Origin of the sequence: Rhodococcus aetherivorans, from assembly GCF_025722975.1 — a bacterium.
In the GTDB taxonomy this organism is placed as follows: Bacteria; Actinomycetota; Actinomycetes; order Mycobacteriales; family Mycobacteriaceae; genus Rhodococcus; species Rhodococcus aetherivorans.
In genome coordinates this window covers 5292079-5311605 of the sequence record NZ_CP106982.1, presented here as the reverse complement: position 1 = coordinate 5311605, position 19527 = coordinate 5292079, and the positions used below count along the sequence as shown (strand labels likewise).

The 19527-nt window shown below is 71.1% G+C and carries 12 protein-coding genes and 1 pseudogene; 8 read left to right on the top strand and 5 right to left on the bottom strand.

Features of this window, described 5'->3' with window-relative positions:
- Positions 1-6: 6 nt before the first annotated feature.
- Positions 7-459, bottom strand: coding sequence for an Lrp/AsnC family transcriptional regulator (locus OCS65_RS24280; RefSeq protein ID WP_006931915.1), 453 nt, complete (start codon positions 457-459; stop codon positions 7-9).
- A 122-nt stretch (positions 460-581) separates the two neighbouring features.
- Between OCS65_RS24280 and OCS65_RS24275 the strand changes: the two genes are divergently transcribed.
- Positions 582-1214, top strand: a complete 633-nt coding sequence (locus OCS65_RS24275) for a LysE family translocator (protein ID WP_308936531.1) — start codon at positions 582-584, stop codon at positions 1212-1214.
- Between the two features lie 20 nt (positions 1215-1234).
- Here OCS65_RS24275 and OCS65_RS24270 read toward each other — a convergent pair whose 3' ends face one another.
- The 4 genes and pseudogenes from OCS65_RS24270 to OCS65_RS24255 form a co-directional block, all read right to left on the bottom strand.
- On the bottom strand, positions 1235-1669 hold the full coding sequence (locus OCS65_RS24270) for a hypothetical protein (protein WP_198163317.1): 435 nt from the start codon (positions 1667-1669) through the stop codon (positions 1235-1237).
- A 21-nt stretch (positions 1670-1690) separates the two neighbouring features.
- Positions 1691-2247 (bottom strand): annotated as a pseudogene (locus OCS65_RS24265) (MBL fold metallo-hydrolase); the annotation flags it as partial.
- Complete coding sequence (locus OCS65_RS24260) at positions 2241-3023, bottom strand: enoyl-CoA hydratase/isomerase family protein (RefSeq protein WP_065923007.1); 783 nt, start codon at positions 3021-3023, stop codon at positions 2241-2243. The gene OCS65_RS24260 and the pseudogene OCS65_RS24265, both read right to left, overlap by 7 nt.
- 46 nt (positions 3024-3069) lie before the next feature.
- Positions 3070-4692 (bottom strand): AMP-binding protein, encoded by a 1623-nt coding sequence (locus OCS65_RS24255; RefSeq protein WP_065923006.1) that lies wholly within the window; start codon positions 4690-4692, stop codon positions 3070-3072.
- Positions 4693-4856: 164 nt separating this feature from the next.
- Between OCS65_RS24255 and OCS65_RS24250 the strand changes: the two genes are divergently transcribed.
- The 7 genes from OCS65_RS24250 to OCS65_RS24220 all read left to right on the top strand — a co-directional run bounded on the left by OCS65_RS24250 (position 4857) and on the right by OCS65_RS24220 (position 19523).
- A complete protein-coding gene (locus tag OCS65_RS24250; protein WP_065923005.1) occupies positions 4857-5717 on the top strand; it encodes a helix-turn-helix transcriptional regulator in 861 nt (286 codons plus the stop codon).
- Between the two features lie 186 nt (positions 5718-5903).
- Complete coding sequence (locus tag OCS65_RS24245; RefSeq protein WP_065923004.1) at positions 5904-7265, top strand: MFS transporter; 1362 nt, start codon at positions 5904-5906, stop codon at positions 7263-7265.
- A 32-nt stretch (positions 7266-7297) separates the two neighbouring features.
- Positions 7298-7468, top strand: a complete 171-nt coding sequence (locus OCS65_RS24240; protein WP_232334113.1) for a hypothetical protein — start codon at positions 7298-7300, stop codon at positions 7466-7468.
- 78 nt (positions 7469-7546) lie between these two features.
- Entirely contained in the window at positions 7547-7831 is a 285-nt protein-coding gene (locus OCS65_RS24235; protein WP_065923003.1) for an amidohydrolase family protein, read from the top strand.
- A 68-nt stretch (positions 7832-7899) separates the two neighbouring features.
- Entirely contained in the window at positions 7900-8880 is a 981-nt protein-coding gene (locus tag OCS65_RS24230; RefSeq protein WP_065923002.1) for an NAD(P)H-dependent flavin oxidoreductase, read from the top strand.
- Between the two features lie 272 nt (positions 8881-9152).
- Positions 9153-10169, top strand: a complete 1017-nt coding sequence (locus OCS65_RS24225; protein WP_006931919.1) for an ABC transporter substrate-binding protein — start codon at positions 9153-9155, stop codon at positions 10167-10169.
- 81 nt (positions 10170-10250) lie between these two features.
- Positions 10251-19523, top strand: coding sequence for a non-ribosomal peptide synthetase (locus tag OCS65_RS24220; protein WP_263507875.1), 9273 nt, complete (start codon positions 10251-10253; stop codon positions 19521-19523).
- Positions 19524-19527: the final 4 nt, after the last annotated feature.

The window sequence follows — 19527 nt, the reverse complement described above, 5'->3', positions numbered from 1 at the left end:
GGGGTCCTACAGGGGCAGGGGACGGTTGTCTACCACGCTTTTCATGACGAGAGTGGAGCTGAGGCGCCCGACGCCGGGGAGGGTGGCGAGGGATTCGTCGTAGAGCTTCTGGAAGGCGGGCAGGTCGCGGGTGATCACCCGCAGGAGGTAGTCGGGGTCGCCGAACAGTCGTTGCGCTTGCAGGACATGGGGTATGGCGGCGACGGCCGGTTCGAATGCCTCGAGGGTGTCGCGGTCGACGGTGCGCATGGTGACGAAGACGAGCGCCTCGAACGTCAGGCCCAGGGCGCCGGCGTCGAGCTGGGCGCGGTAGCCGGTGATCGCGCCGGAGCTCTCCAGCGCGCGTAGGCGGCGGTGGCAGGGCGAGATGCTGAGTTGGACCCGATCTGCGAGTTCGGTGACGGTGAGCCGCCCGTCTTGTTGGAGCTCGGCAAGGATCTTTTTGTCGACGTTGTCCATGTGGAAGATTTTCCCCCAATTACACGGTTCTTGTGAAAACTATGGGAACGAATTCCAGGTCGATCTCCCTAATCTCTCTATCGGGAACCGCCAGGCGTCCTGGCGGTCCGAGAGTGTGAAGGATGAGTGAGGTCATGGCGGTCGGTACCGTTGCTGCGTTCTGGGCGGTGTCGTTTCTGTTCGTGCTGACGCCGGGGGCGGATTGGGCGTACGCGATCGCGGCGGGGCTGCGGCACCGCACCGTGGTGCCCGCGGTCGGTGGGATGTTGTCGGGGCATCTGGCAATGACCGCGGTGGTGGCGACCGGCGTCGCGGCGCTGGTGGCCCGTTCGCCGTTGGTGCTGACCGCGTTGACGGCGGTCGGGGCGGCGTACCTGGTGTGGCTGGGGATCGCGATGCTCGTCAAGCCCTCGGCTCTGCCGCAGGCCGGGGCGGAGCAGGCGCCGGAATCGTGGGTGCGGCAGGCGGTCAAGGGTATGGGGACCAGCGGGCTGAATCCGAAGGTGCTTCTGCTGTTCCTGGCGCTGCTGCCACAGTTCACCGACACGGACGCGCGGTGGCCCCTCGCGGTGCAGATCGTGCTGCTGGGTGTGGTGCACACGGTCAGCTGCGCGGTGGTCTACACGGGGGTGGGGACGGGGGCGCGGGTGGTGCTGCGCACCCGCCCCGCCGCGGCGCGGGTGGTGACCTGGATTTCCGGTGCCGCGATGATCGGAATCGGTGCGGTACTGCTGATCCAGCGGGTGGTCGGATAGGACTCGGCGACAGCACGCGTTCACGTGCGGTCCGGAACGGCGCGTGCGCGCGACGCCGACCATTTCCGGGGAAACGGCACCTGCAGCGTTCCCGGCGTGACCGGGATGTGTTCGGCGGCGGCATGTAGTCGATTGTTCCGCGCGACGACGGCGCCGCCGCGGATCATCGTCTCGACCAGTTCGGCGGCGAGCGCCTCGGGTGTGAGGCACAACAACCGTGCGGCGTCGGTCAGCCAGGCGCGTGCATGCAGGTAGGGCTCGACCTCGTCGGCGGGAATGCCGCCTCGAATCATCAACGCGAAGACGAAAATTCGACGTGCGCCGTACCGCACCGCGCCGTCCGGGTCGTCGACGTGACGCTGGCCGCGACGCCGTGCACTGGCCAGTGCTCCGTCGGTGTCGGCGGGAATCGGTCCGTGCGCGGGCAGCAGCACCCGTGGCCGAAGGTCGGTCAACCGGTGCAGCGATTGCAGGGCCGTGCGGGCCGCGTCAGGGCCGTCGAGGGCACTGTCGACCCAGCCGACGTCGTAGTCGGACAGCGCGTCTCCGACCACCAGTAGTCGCTCCTCGGGCTGCCACAGCGCCAGGTGGCCGGGTGTGTGGCCCGGGGTGCGGACACCTCCCAGTCGGTGTCGCCGAGCCGGAGCACCTGCCCGTCGTCGAGCGGTTCGTCGACGGTGTACGGGGCGACCGGCTGGTCGAGGTATTCGGCGAGACAGCAGCCCGGGTCGCGTCGGGCGACGGCGTCGGCGTCCGGGGCGCCGGCCGCAATACCGGCACCCCTCGCCTGCGGTAGCGCGTTGCCGCCGACGTGGTCGGCGTGCCAGTGCGTGTTCACGACCCGGGTGAGATTGTCGCTGTGCGCGTGCACCCATTCGGCTGTCTGCTGCGCATGGCCGACGAAACCGCTGTCGACGAGCGCCGCTTCCCGCCCGTCGAGCAGAAGCAGGTTGGTATCGGGAAACGGCCGCTGCCGCCAGATCACCCAGGCGGGCAACTGCTCGTCCGCGCCGCCGTCCACCCTGGTCACCATCCCGCGGGGCGGCCCTTGAGCTGTTCCCAGTACCGACGGTGGGCGCGCCGGGACGGCTCGCTCGTCATGCCGGCGGCCAGCTCCTTGCGGTCGAGCGGGTCGCACAGGTCCGCGATGTCGCGCAGGGCGGGGGCCTGCAGGGCGCGCTTGGTGTAGGCGTAGTTCTCGATGCAGTCTTCGGGGGTCAGTTCGGCGATGGCGACGGCGCGGCCGAGCAGTTCCTCCGCCGGTACCAGCTCGTGCACGATGCCCATGGCGTGCGCCTCGGCCGAGGTGAAGATCTCGCCCTGCAAACAGGTTCGCGAGGCCACCGGTTCACCCCAGGCGTAGGCCAGCATCCGCAGATATACCGCGGGCATCGGGATGCCGATCGGCACCTCGTTGATCCCGAACCGGGCCCCGTCGGGGACGGCGACCCGGCGGTCACACACGGCGGCGGTGATCAGGCCCCCGGCGAATGCGTGCCCGTTCACCGCGGCCACCGTCGGCCGTGGATAGGTGAACAACCGCATGTTCGTCGCCCGGTAGTCCTGGAACCACGACGCGACCTCTGCCTCGTCCCCGGCGAAGAGCGGAAAGTGCTCGGCGAGATCGAGTCCGGCCGAGAACCGGGTGCCGGTGCCGGTCAGCACGACCGGGGACTGTGGGTGGTCGCGTTCGAGTCGATCGAACGCCTCGTGCAGGTCTGCGAAGAAGGCGCGGTTCTGTGCGTTGACCGGATTGGTGTTCATCGTCACGACGGCGACGCGTCCGCGGCGTTCGATGGTCCAGCTCATGTCGGTTCCTCCGTATCGAAGGTGAGTGTGTCTCGTGGTGTGGGTTTCAGGCTTCGAGCCCGAGCATGTCGATGGCGTGTTCTCGCATTTCCACCTTGCGGATCTTCCCGGTCACGGTCATGGGGAACTGGTCGACGCAGTGCACGTACCGGGGGATCTTGTAGTGCGCGAGCCGGCCTCTGCAGAATTCGCGGAGCGCCGCCGCGTCCCAAGGTGCGGCACCGTCACGCAGCCGCAGCCACACCATCAGCTCCTCGCCGTACTTGGCGTCGGGCACCCCGATCACCTGGGCGTCGAGAACGTCCGGATGGGTGTAGAGGAACTCTTCGATCTCCCGCGGGTGGATGTTCTCGCCGCCGCGGATCACCATGTCCTTGATCCGCCCGGTGATGGCGACGAAGCCCGCTTCGTCCATCACCGCCAGGTCACCGGTGTGGATCCAGCCGTCGGCATCGACCGTCTCGGCGGTCTTGTCGGGCTGGTTCCAGTAGCCGAGCATCACCGAGTAGCCCCGGACGCACAGCTCCCCGGGTTGCCCGGAGGGCACGGTCTCACCGGTTGCCGGGTCGACGATCTCGAGTTCCACGTGCGGGTGGGCCCGCCCGACGGTGGAGACCCGTCGGTCCAGGGAGTCGTTCGCCCTGGTCTGGGCGGAGGCGGGGGACGTCTCGGTCATCCCGTAGGCGATGGCCATCTCGGGGGCCCATTGGGTGACCTGCTTCATCACTTCCACCGGGCACGGCGAACCGGCCATCGCCCCGGTGCGGATCGAGGACAGGTCGTAGGAGTCGAAGCCCGGGGCATCGAGCAGGCTGATGAACATCGTCGGCACCCCGTACAGGGACGTGCATCGCTCCTCGGCACACGCGCGCAGCGTCGCCACCGGGTCGAACGCCGGGGCCGGGATGACGACACACGCGCCGTGCGTGCTGGCCCCGAGGTTCCCCATGACCATGCCGAAGCAGTGGTAGAACGGCACCGGCACGCAGATCCGGTCCTGTTCGGTATAGCCGAGGAGTTCACCGACGAAGAACCCGTTGTTGAGGATGTTGCGGTGGGAGAGGGTCGCGCCCTTGGGAAAACCGGTGGTCCCCGAGGTGTACTGGATGTTGATCGGATCGTCGGGGGTCAACCCGTCCTGCACCTCGGCGAGCCGGTCCGGCGAGGCCTGAGCGCCCCGGCGCAGCAGCGCCGCCCACTCCTCGCCGCCCAGGTGGACCACCTTCTCGAGACTCCGGCACCGGGGCGAGACCTGCACGATCATCGCCGCGTAGTCCGAAGTCTTGAACGACGGGACCGCGAACATCAGCCGGATTCCCGACTGGGTGAGGACGTACTCGAGTTCGTGGGCGCGATAGGCGGGGTTGACGGTCACGAGGATCGCGCCGACCTTCGCCGTGGCGAACTGCACGATCGTCCATTCGGCGCAGTTCGGGGCCCAGATCCCGACCCGGTCACCGAGGGTGATTCCCTCCTCGAGCAGCGCTCGTGCCAGAGCGTCGACGTCGGCCCGAAGGTCGGCGTACGTCCACCGCCGCCCGGTAGGTACGTCGACCAGAGCCTCGCGGTCGGGAAACCTCGCGACGGTCCGGTCGAAGTTGTCACCGATCGTCATCTCGAGCAGTGGCTGCTCGGCCGGACCGACGGTGTGGCTCAACCTGGTGTTCATGTGTGTTCCTCCGTTCTCGAGGAGGAATATGGCCTGGGAGAGGACCGGTGCGGGACCCCCGAAGGTAGGTCCGGCGGCCCGGCACCCACCTTCGGGGGTACGACGTTGCCACGGTGTGACGGCACTCACTAGCTTCAATGGCAGATGCGTAGTTGGAGGCCCACATGATCACGTCATTCGAATCAGGTACGCCGGTCGAACGGCGCATCCTCGCGCGCTCGCTGGAGACTCTCCGCAAGCACGCCGGAATGGACATGGTGTTCGGCGGGCCGGTGCAGCACGGCGCCGTGGCGATGGAGATCACCGACCTGACCGGCGTCCGCACCCGCTCGGCGGTGAACCTGGTGGTCCGCAACGGTGAGGGACTCGGCGGAAAGGCGCTGATGCTCGCCCGCCCGGTCTCGGTGGCCGACTACTTCTCGGCCCAGGGCATCACCCACGTGTACGACCACGCCGTGCGCCCGGAGGCGATCGAAACCCTGGCCGCCTTACCGATCATCGTCGACCGGATACCTCGCATCCTCATCTACCTGGCGGCCCGTACCCACGTGCGCCTGGGCGACCGCTGGTTCGACAGCTTCACCCCACTCGTCCGGCGACTCGAGCGCGACATCGCCGTCGAGGACGAGGTAGGGCGGCGTCTCAGCTTGATGCGGACCGATATCCAGGCCGACCGGCCGGCGCTCAGCCGCGCCGACCTGCACGACATCGCTCAGGAACTGGCGGACCTGGCCGGGCAGATCGAGGACGACGTCCTGCGTGCCCGGATCGAGGCGGTCGGGAACCGGTTCGCGCCCGTGCTGACGCCGGCTGCATCGCAGGAACCACCCACTGTGCTGCGGCCCCGCGAGATCGACGTGCTCGAACACGTTGCGCGGGGTCTGAGCAACCGGGAGATCGCCGAGACCCTCGGCCTGTTGCCCAACACGGTCAAGTCCTACCTCAAGAGCGCCATGCGCAAGCTGCACGCGAGCAACCGCGTGCAGGCGATCCTCGCCGCCCGCGAGCGCGGCCTCATCCGCTGACCCCTCTCCGCCCGCAGCCCCGCACCTCCAGCGGACATTCCCTGCCCACGACGTACCCACGAAAGCAGCTACCCGGCAACACAACCCACTTTGGGGGGTGTAGCGGTCGGTGTAACGGCGCTCACACTGCTCGTCGTACCCCAGCCCCTCCGCCAGCCGGACGGGCCCACCGAGCAGGAGATCACGATGTCCCGAACCGTCGACACGGTGACGAGCCCACCGACCACCCCGATGCGCCGCGTCGCCATTGCAAGCTGCACCGGCACCACCATCGAGTTCTACGACTTCTTCATCTATGGCACCGCGGCAGCGCTGGTCTTCCCGAAGGTCTTCTTCCCCGCCCTCGGTACCGCCGCCGGCACCGTCGCCTCCTTCGCCACCTTCGCCGTCGCGTTCGTCGCCCGCCCCCTCGGAGCCGCGATCTTCGGCCACTTCGGCGACCGGATCGGCCGCAAGAAAACGCTGGTCAGCACCCTGCTGCTGATGGGTATCAGCACCGTGCTCATCGGACTGCTCCCCGGCGCCGCCACGATCGGCGTAGCCGCACCGCTCGCGCTGATCGCACTGCGGATCACGCAAGGCCTCGCCGTCGGCGGTGAATGGGCCGGGGCGACCCTGCTGGCCACCGAATACGCCCCCACCGACAAACGGGGCCTGTACGCGGTATTCCCACAGCTGGGACCGTCACTGGCCTTCGCGTTGTCCAACGGCACCTTCCTGGCGGTCAACCTCTTCGTCGGCGAGACCTCGCAGGCGTTCCTCGACTACGGCTGGCGAATCCCCTTCATCGCCAGTGCCCTCCTCGTGCTGATCGGCCTCTACGTCCGGCTCGCGGTCGAGGAAACACCGATGTTCGCCCGGCGATCCACCCAGGCCCGCCGCGCCGGCGCCGGACCCCTCCTCGGAGTCTTCAAGAATCAGCCCCGTGAGCTGCTCCTCGCCGCCGGATCCTTGGCGATGATGTTCGCGTTCTTCTACATCGGCACCGCCTACCTCACCTCGTACGCCACTGCCACCCTCGGCCTGAGCCGCACCACAGTGCTCTCCCTCGGCCTCCTCGCCGCCGCCGTCTTCTGTGCCGCGATCATCCTGTCCGCCATCCACTCCGACCGCATCGGCCGCCGAAAAATGGTGCTCGCCTCCTGTCTCGTGGCCATCCCCGGAGGACTGGTGCTCTTCCCCCTCCTCGACACCGGCTCCCCGGTCGCGTTCCTCGCCGGCCTGGCCCTCACCCTGGCCATCATGGGCGTCTCCTACGGGCCCGCGGGCGCACTGCTGCCGGAGATGTTCCACACCGAGTACCGCTACACGGGCGCCGGCATGGCCTACGCCATCGCCGGGGTCATCGGCGGCGGCACCGCTCCCATGCTGGCCGCGCACCTCACCTCCCAGTACGGCAGCGCCGCCGTCGGGTGGATGCTCGCGGGCTTCGGTCTCCTGAGTCTGTTCTGCGCACTCATGCTGCCCGAAACCCGGCACCGCGACATGGAAGAGACCGGAACCGACGAGGACAGCCGAGCGGCCCACCCCGTTCCCGAAACCGCCTGATCCGACACCACCGACACGAGAAAGGGAAAACGATGACAGACACGATCGATGCCTGGATGCAGCACCCGACCCAGCGATGGCTGGACATGCCCTTCCTGGACTCCCTGCGCCGCTGGTCGAAGGGAACCATCCCCGAGGCCGAACCGCCGGTGTTGTGGACCCTCGACCGCATGGACGAAGCGGGCGTCGAACTGGCATGTTGAGCGCCCGGTACGCCCCGGCGGGACCGCTGATCAGCAACGACAAGGTCGGCGACATCGTCGAACGTCACCCGGGTCATCGTGGGTCACATCGGCGTGCCATGGACACATGAAGCCATTTCACTGGCCACGAAGTACCCGAACGTCTACATCGACACCTCCGCATACAAGACCTCCCGCTATCCGGCGGAGATCGTCGACTACCTCCGCGGACACGGCCGGCACAAGGTGCTCTTCGGTTCCAACCACCTCGCCTGGCCGGCACCCGACTGCCTGTCCGGGTTGGACAAACTCGAGTTCGACGAGAAGACCCGTACGGCGTTCCTGCGCGAGAACGCGATTCGCGCATTCAATCTCCCGTTCTGACCGAAGCAGACATCGCTGAGCAGTCCGGTCATCCGCCAATCGGCGGTCAACCCACACCGAGGAAGCATTTGTTCACCAATATCTTCACCGAGACCTTCGGGATCGAGCACCCCATCGTGTGCGGCGGCATGACCGCCGTCGGCACCGCGGACCTGATCAGCGCGGTGGCCAACGCCGGAGGACTCGGGTTCCTCACCGCCCTGACCCAACCCACCCCTGAGGCGCTGATCAAGGAGATCGCCCGCTGCCGCGACCTCACCGACAAGCCGTTCGGCGTCAACCTGACGATCCTCCCGACCATCCGGCCGGTGCCCTACGACGAGTACCGGGACGCCATCGTCGACAGCGGCATCACCATCGTCGAAACCGCAGGCGGCAACCCGCGACCGCACCTACCTGCGTTCAAGGCCGCCGGTGTGAAGGTGATCCACAAGGCGGTCTCGGTGAGGCACGCCCTCAAAGCCGAACAACTCGGCGTCGACGCGATCAGCATCGACGGCTTCGAGTGCGCAGGGCACCCCGGCGAGGACGACGTCCCCGGGCTCGTGCTGATCCCCGCCGCGGCCCGGGCACTGTCCATCCCGATCATCGCCAGCGGCGGAATCGCCACCGGCGCCGGTCTCGTCGCCGCCCTCGCGCTCGGCGCCTCCGCGGTGAACATGGGCACCCGTTTCATGGCGACCACCGAGGCACCCATCCACGACAACGTCAAACAGCAGATCGTCGACAACACCGAACGCGACACCGTCATCGTCTTCCGCGAGTTCCGCAACTCCGCCCGCGTCGCACGCAACTCGGTCTCCGAAGAAATCGCCACCATCTCACGCCGAACGGGTGCGACCTTCGACGACGTCGCCCACCTGGCCAGCGGTGCCCGTGGCCGCGAACAGGTGTACGGCAACGGCGACGTCGAAGGCGGACTCTGGTGGGCCAGCCAGGCCCAAGGCCTGATCCACGAGGTCGCCAGCTGTGAGGAAGTGCTCGGCTCGATACTCACCGAAGCCCGGCAGATCATCGCCGAGGAATTGCTCGGCCAGATCACCGGCTGAACCACCTTCACGATGGACCGAAGGGCGAGCGCGCCTTTCCGAAACTGCTACGAAGGCGCACGGACCGGCTACGGACCGTGCGCCTTCGTGGCCCCCTCATCCGGAGCGACGAAAGCTGTCCTCGCGTGCTGTCCCTCATGGGGCACGAGGATCGGCGCAGACAACTGTGCGCAGGACCGGGGACGTAGCGCTTGGCGCCCGCACCGAGTTCGGTTAGCCTAACCAATCAGGTCCGGGCGGGTGCCCGGCGAACAGACATGTGGGAGTAAGCGATGCGGGTTGAGGGACGGGGCCGGCTGCGCCGCGCAGCGGTGTTCGGCGCGACGGCGGTGCTGGCCGTGGGCCTGGTGGGGTGCGGCAGCGACGGTGGCTCCGGCGAGGAACCGGCCGCGGACGCCACGCGCACGTTCGAGGCGCAGAACGGGCCGATCGAGATCCCGTCCGACCCGCAGCGCATCGTCGCCTGCGGCTACGCGGTGCTACCGCTGCTCCAGGCCGACGCGAATCTCGCCGCCGCCTGCGAATGGACCCGCGAGCTCGACAACATGGACGCGGAGACCAAGGCCGCGTACGAGGCGCTGCCCAAGGTGGCGCCGGACGGGGCCGTGAGCGAACTCGACTACGAGGCCGTCGCCGCCGCCGCGCCCGACCTGATCATCATGGGCGTGCCCGCGCGCGTGCAGTCGCAGCTCGACACGGCCAAGCTCGAGGCCCTCGCTCCGGTGGTCTTCCTCGGCCTGACCAACCCCGGTGACTGGCGCGGCCTCGGTGAGCAGTACGCCGACGCCGCGAACGTGTCCGACGCCTACGGCGAGTACAAGGAGCAGTACGAGGCACGCGCCGCGGAGATCGCCGGGAAGTACCGCGGCACCCTCGGGAACCTGACCTTCGCCGGCGTCTGCAACGTGTGCGGCACCGAGCCCGGTGAGTTCTTCCGCGAGTACGCCTCGTCGTACACCACCAACCTGTTCGAGGACCTCGACCTGCAGTTCCCCGGTCAGCCCGCCAACCCCGAGGACGTGCACGGCGAGTACCTCTCCGTCGAGGAGATCGGCCGGAACCTCGGGAACGTCGACGTCATCGTCTACGGCGTCGAGGCCGACGGCTCGGTCTCGCCCGAGCTGCAGGAGCTGATGGCCTCCCCGCTGTGGCAGTCCCTGCCCGCCGTGCAGGCCGGAAATCTGGTTCCGGTCAAACATTCCCACGCCGCGACCTACGAGACCGCGCTGCTCGCACTCGATTCCATCGACGAGGCGCTCGCCGCGCTGCCCGCGAACCGGCAGCAGTAGCCCTCCCGGCACCCACGGCCCCCGCGTCCGGCGACCCGGGGGCCGTGTTCGTCGCACCTCGCACCCGTTCGTTAGGCAGATATGACCCGCACCTCCGCGCTCGAAGACATCGTTCCCCTCTCGCCGCTGCAGCAAGGCCTGCTATACCTCAGCACCGTCGCCGCGCCCGACGACACCGCCCGTGCCGCCGGAGCCGTCGAACCGGACGCCTACACCGTGCAGTCCGTGCTGCGCCTGACCGGGCGGGTGGACGAGGACACCCTGCGGACCTCCGCGCAGGCGCTGCTGGACCGGCACCCCGCCCTGCGCACGTGCTTCCGCCCCCGCAAGGACGGCCGCACCGCCGGCCTCGTCGTGCGCGGCACCGAAGCCCCCTGGCGCAGCGTCGATCTGACCGGTCTCGAGCCGGACGTCGCGGAGCGTCACCTCGCGGACCTGCTCGCCGAGGATCTACGCGACTGGTTCGACCTCACGCGGCCGCCGCTGATCCGCTGGCTGTTCGTGCGATTCGGGCCGGACGACGTGCGGCTCGTGCTCACCGCCCACCACATCGTCGTGGACGGCTGGTCCACCCCGATCCTGGTGCGCGAACTCCTCGAGATCTACGCCGCGGGCGGTGCCACCACCGGCCTGCTTCCGGTCCGGCCCTACCGCGACTACCTCGCGTGGCTCGGCAGGCAGGACCACGACGCCGCCCGCGCGTTGTGGCGCGAATCCCTCGACGGGCTCACCGAACCGAGCCTCGTCGCCCCGCCCGGCGCCACCCGGGCCACGACGCCGACCGCCGCCGTCGCCGTCGAGGTGCCGGCCGGACTCGGCGACCGGCTCACCGGCCTGGCCCGCGACGCCGGCGTCACCCTCAACACCGTCCTGCAGACCGGGTGGGCGCTGCTGCTGTCCGGGCTGCTCGGCCGCGACGACGTCGTCTTCGGCGCCACCGTCTCCGGGCGACCGCCGGAACTGGCCGGCGTCGAATCCATGGTCGGGTTGTTCATCAACACCGTGCCCGTGCGGGTGCGCCTGGATCCCCGCGCCACCGTCACCGAGCTGCTGCGGCGCGTGCAGCTGGCGCAGTCCCGCACCGTCGACCACCAGTACCTCGGCCTCGCCGAGGTACAGCGCGACGTGGGACTGGGGGAGCTGTTCGACACCCTCACCGTCTTCGAGAGCTATCCCGTGGACCGCGACGCGCTCGACCGTGCCCAGCGCGCCGGCGGGGTCACGATCGCCGCCGTCGAGGGCCGCGACGCCACCAACTATCCGCTCGTGCTCACCGCGGGCGTCGCCGACACCCTCGTCATGACCCTCGACTACCGGCCCGGCCTGTTCACCGCGGACGACGCCGCCGCCCTCGCCGGCCGCCTCGTCCACATCCTCGGTGCCCTCGCCGCCGCGCCGGACCGCCCGGCCGCCGCGCTGGACCTGCTCACCGGCACCGAACGCGGTCGCGTCCTCGGCACGTGGTCCGTCGCGCCGGCCGCGCCCTCGGACGGCACCGTCGCGGCGCTGCCCGCCTCGGCGGGTCCGGACACCCTCGCGGTGGTGTGCGGCGCCGAAGAGCGCACCTTCGCGGAGCTCGGGGCGAACTCGGCGCGGCTCGCGCGCCTGCTGATCGGGTTCGGTGTCGGACCCGACGTGCTCGTGGGCCTGGCTCTGCCACGCTCCGCCGCCACCGTGGAGGCCGTCCTCGCGGTGCTCGCCGCCGGGGGTGCCTACCTGCCGCTCGATCCGTCGTACCCGGCGGAGCGGTTGGCGCACATGGTCGCCGACGCCCGCCCCGGTGTCGTGCTCACCACCCGTGCCGTCGCCGACGAACTCGGAGCGACCCTCACCGGCAGCGGCGCGCGCCTCGTCGTGCTCGACGACCCGGACCTGCGCGCCCGGCTCGCCGCGCTGCCCGCCGCCGCGGTGGCCGACGCCGATCGTCTCCGCCCGCTCCGCCCCGGTCACGCCGCGTACGTCGTCTACACCTCCGGCTCCACCGGCCTCCCCAAGGGTGTCACCGTCACCCACGCCAATCTCACCGATCTCGTTGCCGCGCAGCGAGAGACGATCATGCGGTCGGCGTCCGGCACGTGGCGGGTGCTGCTGACCTACCCGTTCGCCTTCGACTCGGCCGTCGCCGCCCTGACCTGGCTGCTGTCCGGGCACACCCTGCACGTGCTGCCCGACGAGCACCGCACCGACACCGCGTTCGTCGTCGACTACGTGCGGACCCACCGCATCGATCATGTCGACTGCGTGCCCGTGCTGATGAGCGGACTGCTCGACGCCGGTCTGCTCGACGGTGACCGCCCCCGGCCCGCCAAGGTGACCGTCGGCGGCGAGGCAGTCGGATCGGCGCTGTGGCGGCGCCTCGGCGCCGCGGACGGCGTCGAGGCCTACAACTGCTACGGCCCCACCGAATGCACGGTCGACGCAACCTGCTCCCGTATCGCGGGAGACACCGTGACCATCGGCGGACCGACCCCCGGCACCCGGCTGTACGTGCTGGACCGGTGGCTGCGACCGGCACCGCCCGGCGTGGCCGGGGAACTGTACGTCGCCGGCGGGGGTGTCGCCCGCGGTTACCTGGGACAACCCGGCCGGACGGGGGAGCGGTTCGTCGCCGACCCGTTCACCGGCCGGGGCGAGCGGATGTACCGCACCGGCGACGTCGTGCGATGGTTGCCGGACCCGGTCGACACCGAACGCGGTGCCCTCGAATACGTGGGCCGCGACGACGACCAGGTCAAGATCCGCGGGTTCCGCGTCGAACTCGGCGAGATCGAGGCCGCGCTGGGTGCCGTGCCGGGGGTGCGTGCCGCCGTCGTCGTCGCGCACACCGACGCCCGCGACGTGCGCCGCCTGGTCGGCTACGTCACCGGAACGGCCGAGCCCGTGACCGTCCGCACCGCCGTCGCCGCCCACCTGCCCGAGTACCTGGTGCCCGCCGCGATCCTGCGGGTCCCGGAACTGCCGACCACCGCGAACGGCAAGGTGGACCGGAAGGCCCTGCCGGAGCCGGACTTCGGGGCGCTCGCCGGATCCGGTGCGCCACGCACCGCGACGGAGTCGGCGCTGTGCTCCGCGTTCGCGGAGGTCCTCGGCCTCGACCGCGTCGGCGTCGACGACGACTTCTTCACCCTCGGCGGCGATTCCATCGTCTCGATTCAACTGGTGTCCCGCGCTCGCGCCGCCGACGTCCGGATCACCGCGCGCCAGGTGTTCGAACTGCGCACCGTCGCCGCGCTCGCCGCGGCCTGCGAGTCCGACACCGGTGACGAGCAGCCGGCGCGGCCCGCCGGCGCGGCCACCGGCCCGGTGCCGCTCACCCCGATCGTGCGCGAAACCCTCGACCACGGAGGGGATCTGCGGCGCTTCGCGCAAGCCCGCCTGCTGATCGCTCCGCCCGGGCTCACCGAGGCGCACCTCGTCGCGGCCGTCGACGCACTGCTGCGCACCCATCCCATGCTCCGCTCGCGCCTGACCGTCGCCGGAGGCGACGCGGACTGGGTGGTGCCCGAGGGTATTCCGGACGCGGCGACGGCGGTGCGCCGGGTCTACGCGGCAGGTCTCGACGACGCGCGGTGGCGCGCCCTGTTCGAGGCCGAACGCGACCGCGCGCTGGCTGACCTCGACCCCGCGGCCGGGCAGATGATCCGCGTGGTGCTCCTCGACGCCGGCCCCGACGTGGCGGGCCGCGTGTTCGTCGCCGTGCACCACCTCGTCGTCGACGGTGTGTCGTGGCGGATTCTCGTGCCCGACCTCGCGGCCGCCGTCGATCGGGTGCGCCGCGGCGCCGCGCCGGACCTCGAGCCGGCCGGCACCTCCTTCCGGGACTGGGCGCTCGGGCTCACCGAAGCCGCCACGTCCGATCGCATTGCGCAGTCTCTGCCGCGCTGGCAGGAGATCGCCGAGACCACCGAACCGCCGCTGGGCGCCCGCCCGCTGGATCCGGCGCGCGACACCGTCGCCACCGCGCGGTCGCGCGAGGTGCGGGTACCCGTGGCGGTCACCGAGCAGATCCTCACCACCGTGCCCGCCGCGTACCGGGCGGGCGTCGCGGATGTGCTGCTCACCGCCCTCGCGCTGGCCGTGACGTCGGTGCGCGGCGGCGACGTGCTGCGCGTGCACCTCGAGGGCCACGGCCGCGCCGAGCACGCCGTGCCCGGCGCCGACCTCACCCGCACCGTCGGCTGGTTCACCACCCTGTACCCCGCCGTCCTCGACGTGTCCGGCATCGACCCGCACGAGGCCCTCGCCGGTACCGCGGCAGCCGGAACCGCTCTGGCCCAGGTCAAGGAGTCGCTGCGGGCCCTGCCCGACGACGGCCTCGGATTCGGGCTGCTGCGCCGGCTCGCTCCCCAAGGAACGCGGCACTTCCCGGGGTACCGGGCCCCCGACGTGATGTTCAACTACCTCGGTCGGATGACGCTCGGGGAGAACGCAGGTCAGGCGTGGACCGCCGCGCCGGAGGCGGGCGCCCTCGGCGGCGCCGTCGATCCCGGCACACCCCTCGACCACGTCCTCGACGTCAACGCCGTCACCGAGGACGGCCCCCGCGGCCCCGAGATCGTCTGCGAATTCACGGCGGCGGGCGTCCTCGACGAGGAGACCGTCGCCCTCGTCGCCGGCCGGTGGGTGGAGGCGCTCGCCGCGCTGGCCCGGCACGCCGGCACCCCCGGCGCCGGCGGACCCACTCCGTCGGACCTGACCTACCGGGGGCTGGCGCTGCCCGAACTCGCCTCGCTCACCACCGAACTCGGCCCGATCGACGACGTCGTGCCGCTCACGCCGCTGCAGCGCGGCATGTTCTTCCTCGCCGGTCTCGACGACGGCACCGGCACCGACGTGTACTCGATGCAGACCGTCCTCGATCTGCGCGGCGACCTCGACCGGGACACGTTGCGGCGCAGCGCCGTCGCGCTGCTGGACCGGCACGCGACCCTGCGCACCGGATTCCGCACGACCGCAGCCGGTGACCCCGTCGGCGTCGTTCTCCGGGATCCCGGCCTGCGGTGGACGGACGTCGACCTCACACACGACCCCACCCCCGTGACCGAATGTCACACCGCTTCGGTCAGATCGACGCGATGTGACATTCGGCCCTTCGAGGAGCGCAGCGACGACCTCGTCGCCGCCGACCGCGCCACCCGGTTCGACGTCGCGGCCGCGCCGCTGGTGCGGTTCACCCTCGTGCGCGTCGCACCGGACCGGCACCGGCTGATCTTCGCCGCCCACCACCTGCTGCTCGACGGCTGGTCGTCGCCGCTGCTGATGCAGGAACTGTTCACCCTCTACGGCGCGGGCGCCGACCCGGCGTCGCTGCCCGCGGTCCGCCCGTTCACCGACTACCTTGCGTGGCTGGGCGACCGCGACACCGACGAGGGCTTGCGCCGCTGGACCGAGGCGCTCACCGGCGTCGAGGAACCCACGCTGCTCGCCCCGGCCGGCTCGTCGCTCGACGCCACGCTGCCCGCCGAACTCTCGGTGCCGGTGCCGGCCGGCCTGGCCGCGCGGCTGCAGCGCCGCTGCCGCGACCTCGGCGTCACCGTGAACACCGCGGTGCAGACCGCGTGGGCGGTTCTCCTCGGCGCCCGGCTCGACCGCACCGACGTGACCTTCGGCGCCGTCGTGTCCGGCCGCGTCCCGGACGTTCCCGGCGTCGAGACGATGATCGGCCTGTTCATCAACACCGTGCCCGTGCGCGTCGCGCTGCGCCCCGGCGAGCCCGCCGCCGAACTGCTCCGGCGCGTCCAGGACGAGCAGAACCGGCTCCTGGATCACCAGTACGTCGGCCTCGCCGACATCCAGCGCGCCGTCGGCCTCGGCGAACTGTTCGACACCCTCATCGTGTTCGAGAGCTACCCGATCGACACCGACGCCCTCGCCCGCGCGCAGCGCTCCGGTGGTCTCGATGTCACCGACGTCCGCGGTCACGACGCCACCAACTTCCCGCTGGTGCTCGTCGCCGCACTCGACGACGAGCTCGCCCTCACCCTCGAGTACCAGCAGGCGTTGTTCACCGCCGCCGACGCTGGCGCACTCGGCCGGCAGCTCGTGCGCCTCCTCGACCAGCTCGCCGGGGAACAGTCGCTGCGCGTCGCCCAGCTCGACGTCCTCGGTCCGGCCGAGCGAGGGCGGCTGCCCGAACTCTCGTCGACCGCCCCGGCACCGTCGAACGGGCACCGCACCGTGCCCGACCTGCTCGCGGCGCAGATCGCCCGCACCCCGGACGCGGCGGCCGTCGTGTGCGGCGCCGTGCGGCTCACCTTCGCCCAGCTCGGCGCCGCGTCGGCGCGTCTGGCACGACGGCTGATCGACGAAGGCGTCGGACCCGAGACGCTCGTGGGCCTGGCCCTGCCGCGCTCGGCGGACATGATGGTCGCGCTCTGCGCCGTGCACGCCGCCGGCGGCGCCTACGTGCCGATGGACCCGGCGTACCCCGCGGAGCGCCTCGCGCACATGGTCGGCGACGCGCGGCCGCGGGTCGTGGTCACGAACGGTGCCGTGGCGCAGACGCTGCGACCGGTGCTCGGTGGGGTGCCGGTGCTCGACCTCGACGACGAGACGGTCCGTGCCGACGTCGGGGCCCGCCCGGCCGCACCCGTCGCCGACCACGAGCGCACCGCACCGCTCCGACCGGAGCACCCCGTGTACGTCATCTACACGTCCGGCTCCACCGGGTTGCCGAAGGGCGTGGCGATCACCCACTCGAACCTGCTCAACCTCTTCGACAGCCACCGCGCCGACCTGTACGTGCCCACCGTGGCGGGGGCGGGCCGGACGAGCGTGGGCGTCGGGCACGCCTGGTCGTTCGGGTTCGACGCCTCGTGGCAGCCGATGCTGTGGCTGCTCGACGGCCACGCCGTGCACGTGTTCGACGAGGACACCCTGCGCGATCCCGAGGCGATGGTCGCGTACGTCGCCGAACACGAACTCGACTTCCTCGAGGTCACCCCGTCGTTCCTCGACCGCATGGTCGCCGCCGGGCTGTTCGACGGCGGACACCGGCCCGCCACGGTCGGGTTCGGGGGCGAGGCCGTCAACCCGGCGCTGTGGCGGCGGTTGCGGGAGCTGACCGACGGACGTGCGTTCAATCTCTACGGGCCCACCGAGTGCACCGTCGACTCGCTCGTCGGACAGGTCACCGACGCCGACACCCCGTGCCTGGGCCGGGCCGTGCACGGCGCCGCCGCCTACGTCCTCGACCGGATGCTGCGCCCCGTGCCGGTCGGCGTCGCGGGTGAGCTGTACGTCGCCGGATCCGGCGTGGCCCGCGGCTACCTCGGCCGCCCCGACCTGACCGGCACCCGCTTCCTGCCCGACCCGTTCGGTCCGCCAGGAACCCGCATGTACCGCACCGGCGATGTCGTGCGCCGGGCCCCGGCCGGCGACGGCCGTGTCACCCTCGAATTCCTCGGCCGCGGCGACGACCAGGTCAAGATCCGCGGCTTCCGGGTCGAGCTCGGCGAGGTCGAGGCGGCCCTGACCGCGGTGCGCGGGGTGCGCGACGCCGTCGCCGTCGCCCACACCGACGAACGCGGCGTGCGCCGGCTCGTCGGCTACGTCGTGCCCGACGGCGACGTGGACCCGGCCGTCGTGCGGGCCGTGCTCGCCGAGCGGCTCCCGGACTACATGGTGCCGGCCGCGGTGCTCGTGCTGGCCGCATTCCCCGTCACCGCCAACGGCAAGGTGGATCGGAAGGCGCTGCCGGAGCCGGACTTCGGGGCACTCGTCGGCTCGGGTGCGCCGCGCACCGAGCGGGAGGCGGTGCTGGCGGAGGTGGCCGCCGAGGTGCTCGGCCTCGACCGGGTGGGCATCGACGACGACTTCTTCGCGCTCGGCGGTGACTCGATCGTCTCGATCCAGTTCGTCTCCCGCGCCCGGGCCGCCGGGCTCCGGCTCACGGCCCGGCAGGTGTTCGAGCTGCGCACCGTCGCGGCCCTGGCCGCGGTCGACGAGACGGACACGGCCCCGGCGGCGGTGCCCGCGGTCGCCGCGACGGGCGACGTGCCGATCACCCCGATCGTGTGGGAGGCCCTCGCGTGGGGTGGCGACCTTGCGCGGTTCTCGCAGGCGCGGTTGCTCGTCGCGCCCGTCGGCCTCACCGTGGACACGCTCGGGAAGGCCGTCGCGGCGCTGCTCGACACCCATCCGATGCTGCGGTCCCGGTTCGCCGTCGCCGGGGGCCGACCCCGCTGGACCGTCCCCGAGACCGCACCGGGCATCGAGACCCTGGTGCGCCGCGTCGAGGTCGGCGAGGTCGACGACGAGCAGTGGGCGGATCGGTTCGCTGCCGAACGCGAAATCGCCTACAGGGCACTCGATCCGGAATCCGGAGTGATGGTGCAGGCGATCTTGTTCGACTTCGGGCCGCACCGCCCCGGCCGCGTGTTCGTCGCCGTGCACCACCTGGTGATCGACGGTGTGTCGTGGCGCATCCTCGTGCCCGACCTCGCCGACGCCGTCGAACAGGCCGGACGCGGCGAGACCGTCGCGCTGACGTCACCCGGCACGTCCTTCCGGGCGTGGGCGACCGGCCTCGCCGAGGCCGCGCGCTCCGAGCGGATCAGGGCCTCGCTGCCCGCCTGGCAACTCGCGGTCGACGCGGTCGAACCACCCCTCGGCGTCCGGGCCCTCGACCCGGCACGCGACACGGTCTCGGCGCTGCGCTCGACGCACGTGCGGGTTCCCGTGCCGGTCACCGAGGACGTCCTCGCCTCCGGGGCCGTGAACGACGCGCTGCTCGCGGCACTCGCCGTGGCGGTCGCCTCGGTCCGCGGCGGCGACGTCGTGCGCGTCGAACTCGAGGGTCACGGCCGCGAGGAACAGGTCGTGCCCGGAGCCGACGTCGCGCGCACCGTCGGGTGGTTCACGTCGATGTTCCCGGTCGCGCTGAACCTGGCCGGTATCGACCCCGAGGACGCCCTGACCGGCGCGGCCGCCGCGCGCGAGGCCCGCGCGCGAGTCGCGCACGCGCTGAACGCCGTGCCCGACAACGGCATCGGCTTCGGACTACTGCACCGCCTCGCGCCCGACCACGTCTTCGACCGCTATCGGCGGCCCCAGGTGGTGTTCAACTACCTCGGCCGGATGACGCTCGGCGAGGACACCGGCGCCCCGTGGTCGGGCGCACCCGAGGCCGTCGCGCTCGGCGGTTCCGTCGACCCGGCCACGCCGCTCGACCACGTCCTGCACGTCGACGCCGTCGTCGAGGACACCCCGGAGGGGCCCGTGCTCGACTGCGAATTCGCCGCGCCCGACGAGGTGCTCGACGAGCACACCGTCGCCGTCGTGGCCCGGCGCTGGGTCCAGGCCCTCACCGCGGCCGCCCGCATCCCCGAACCCGTTGCAACCGAGAAGGAGTGACCTC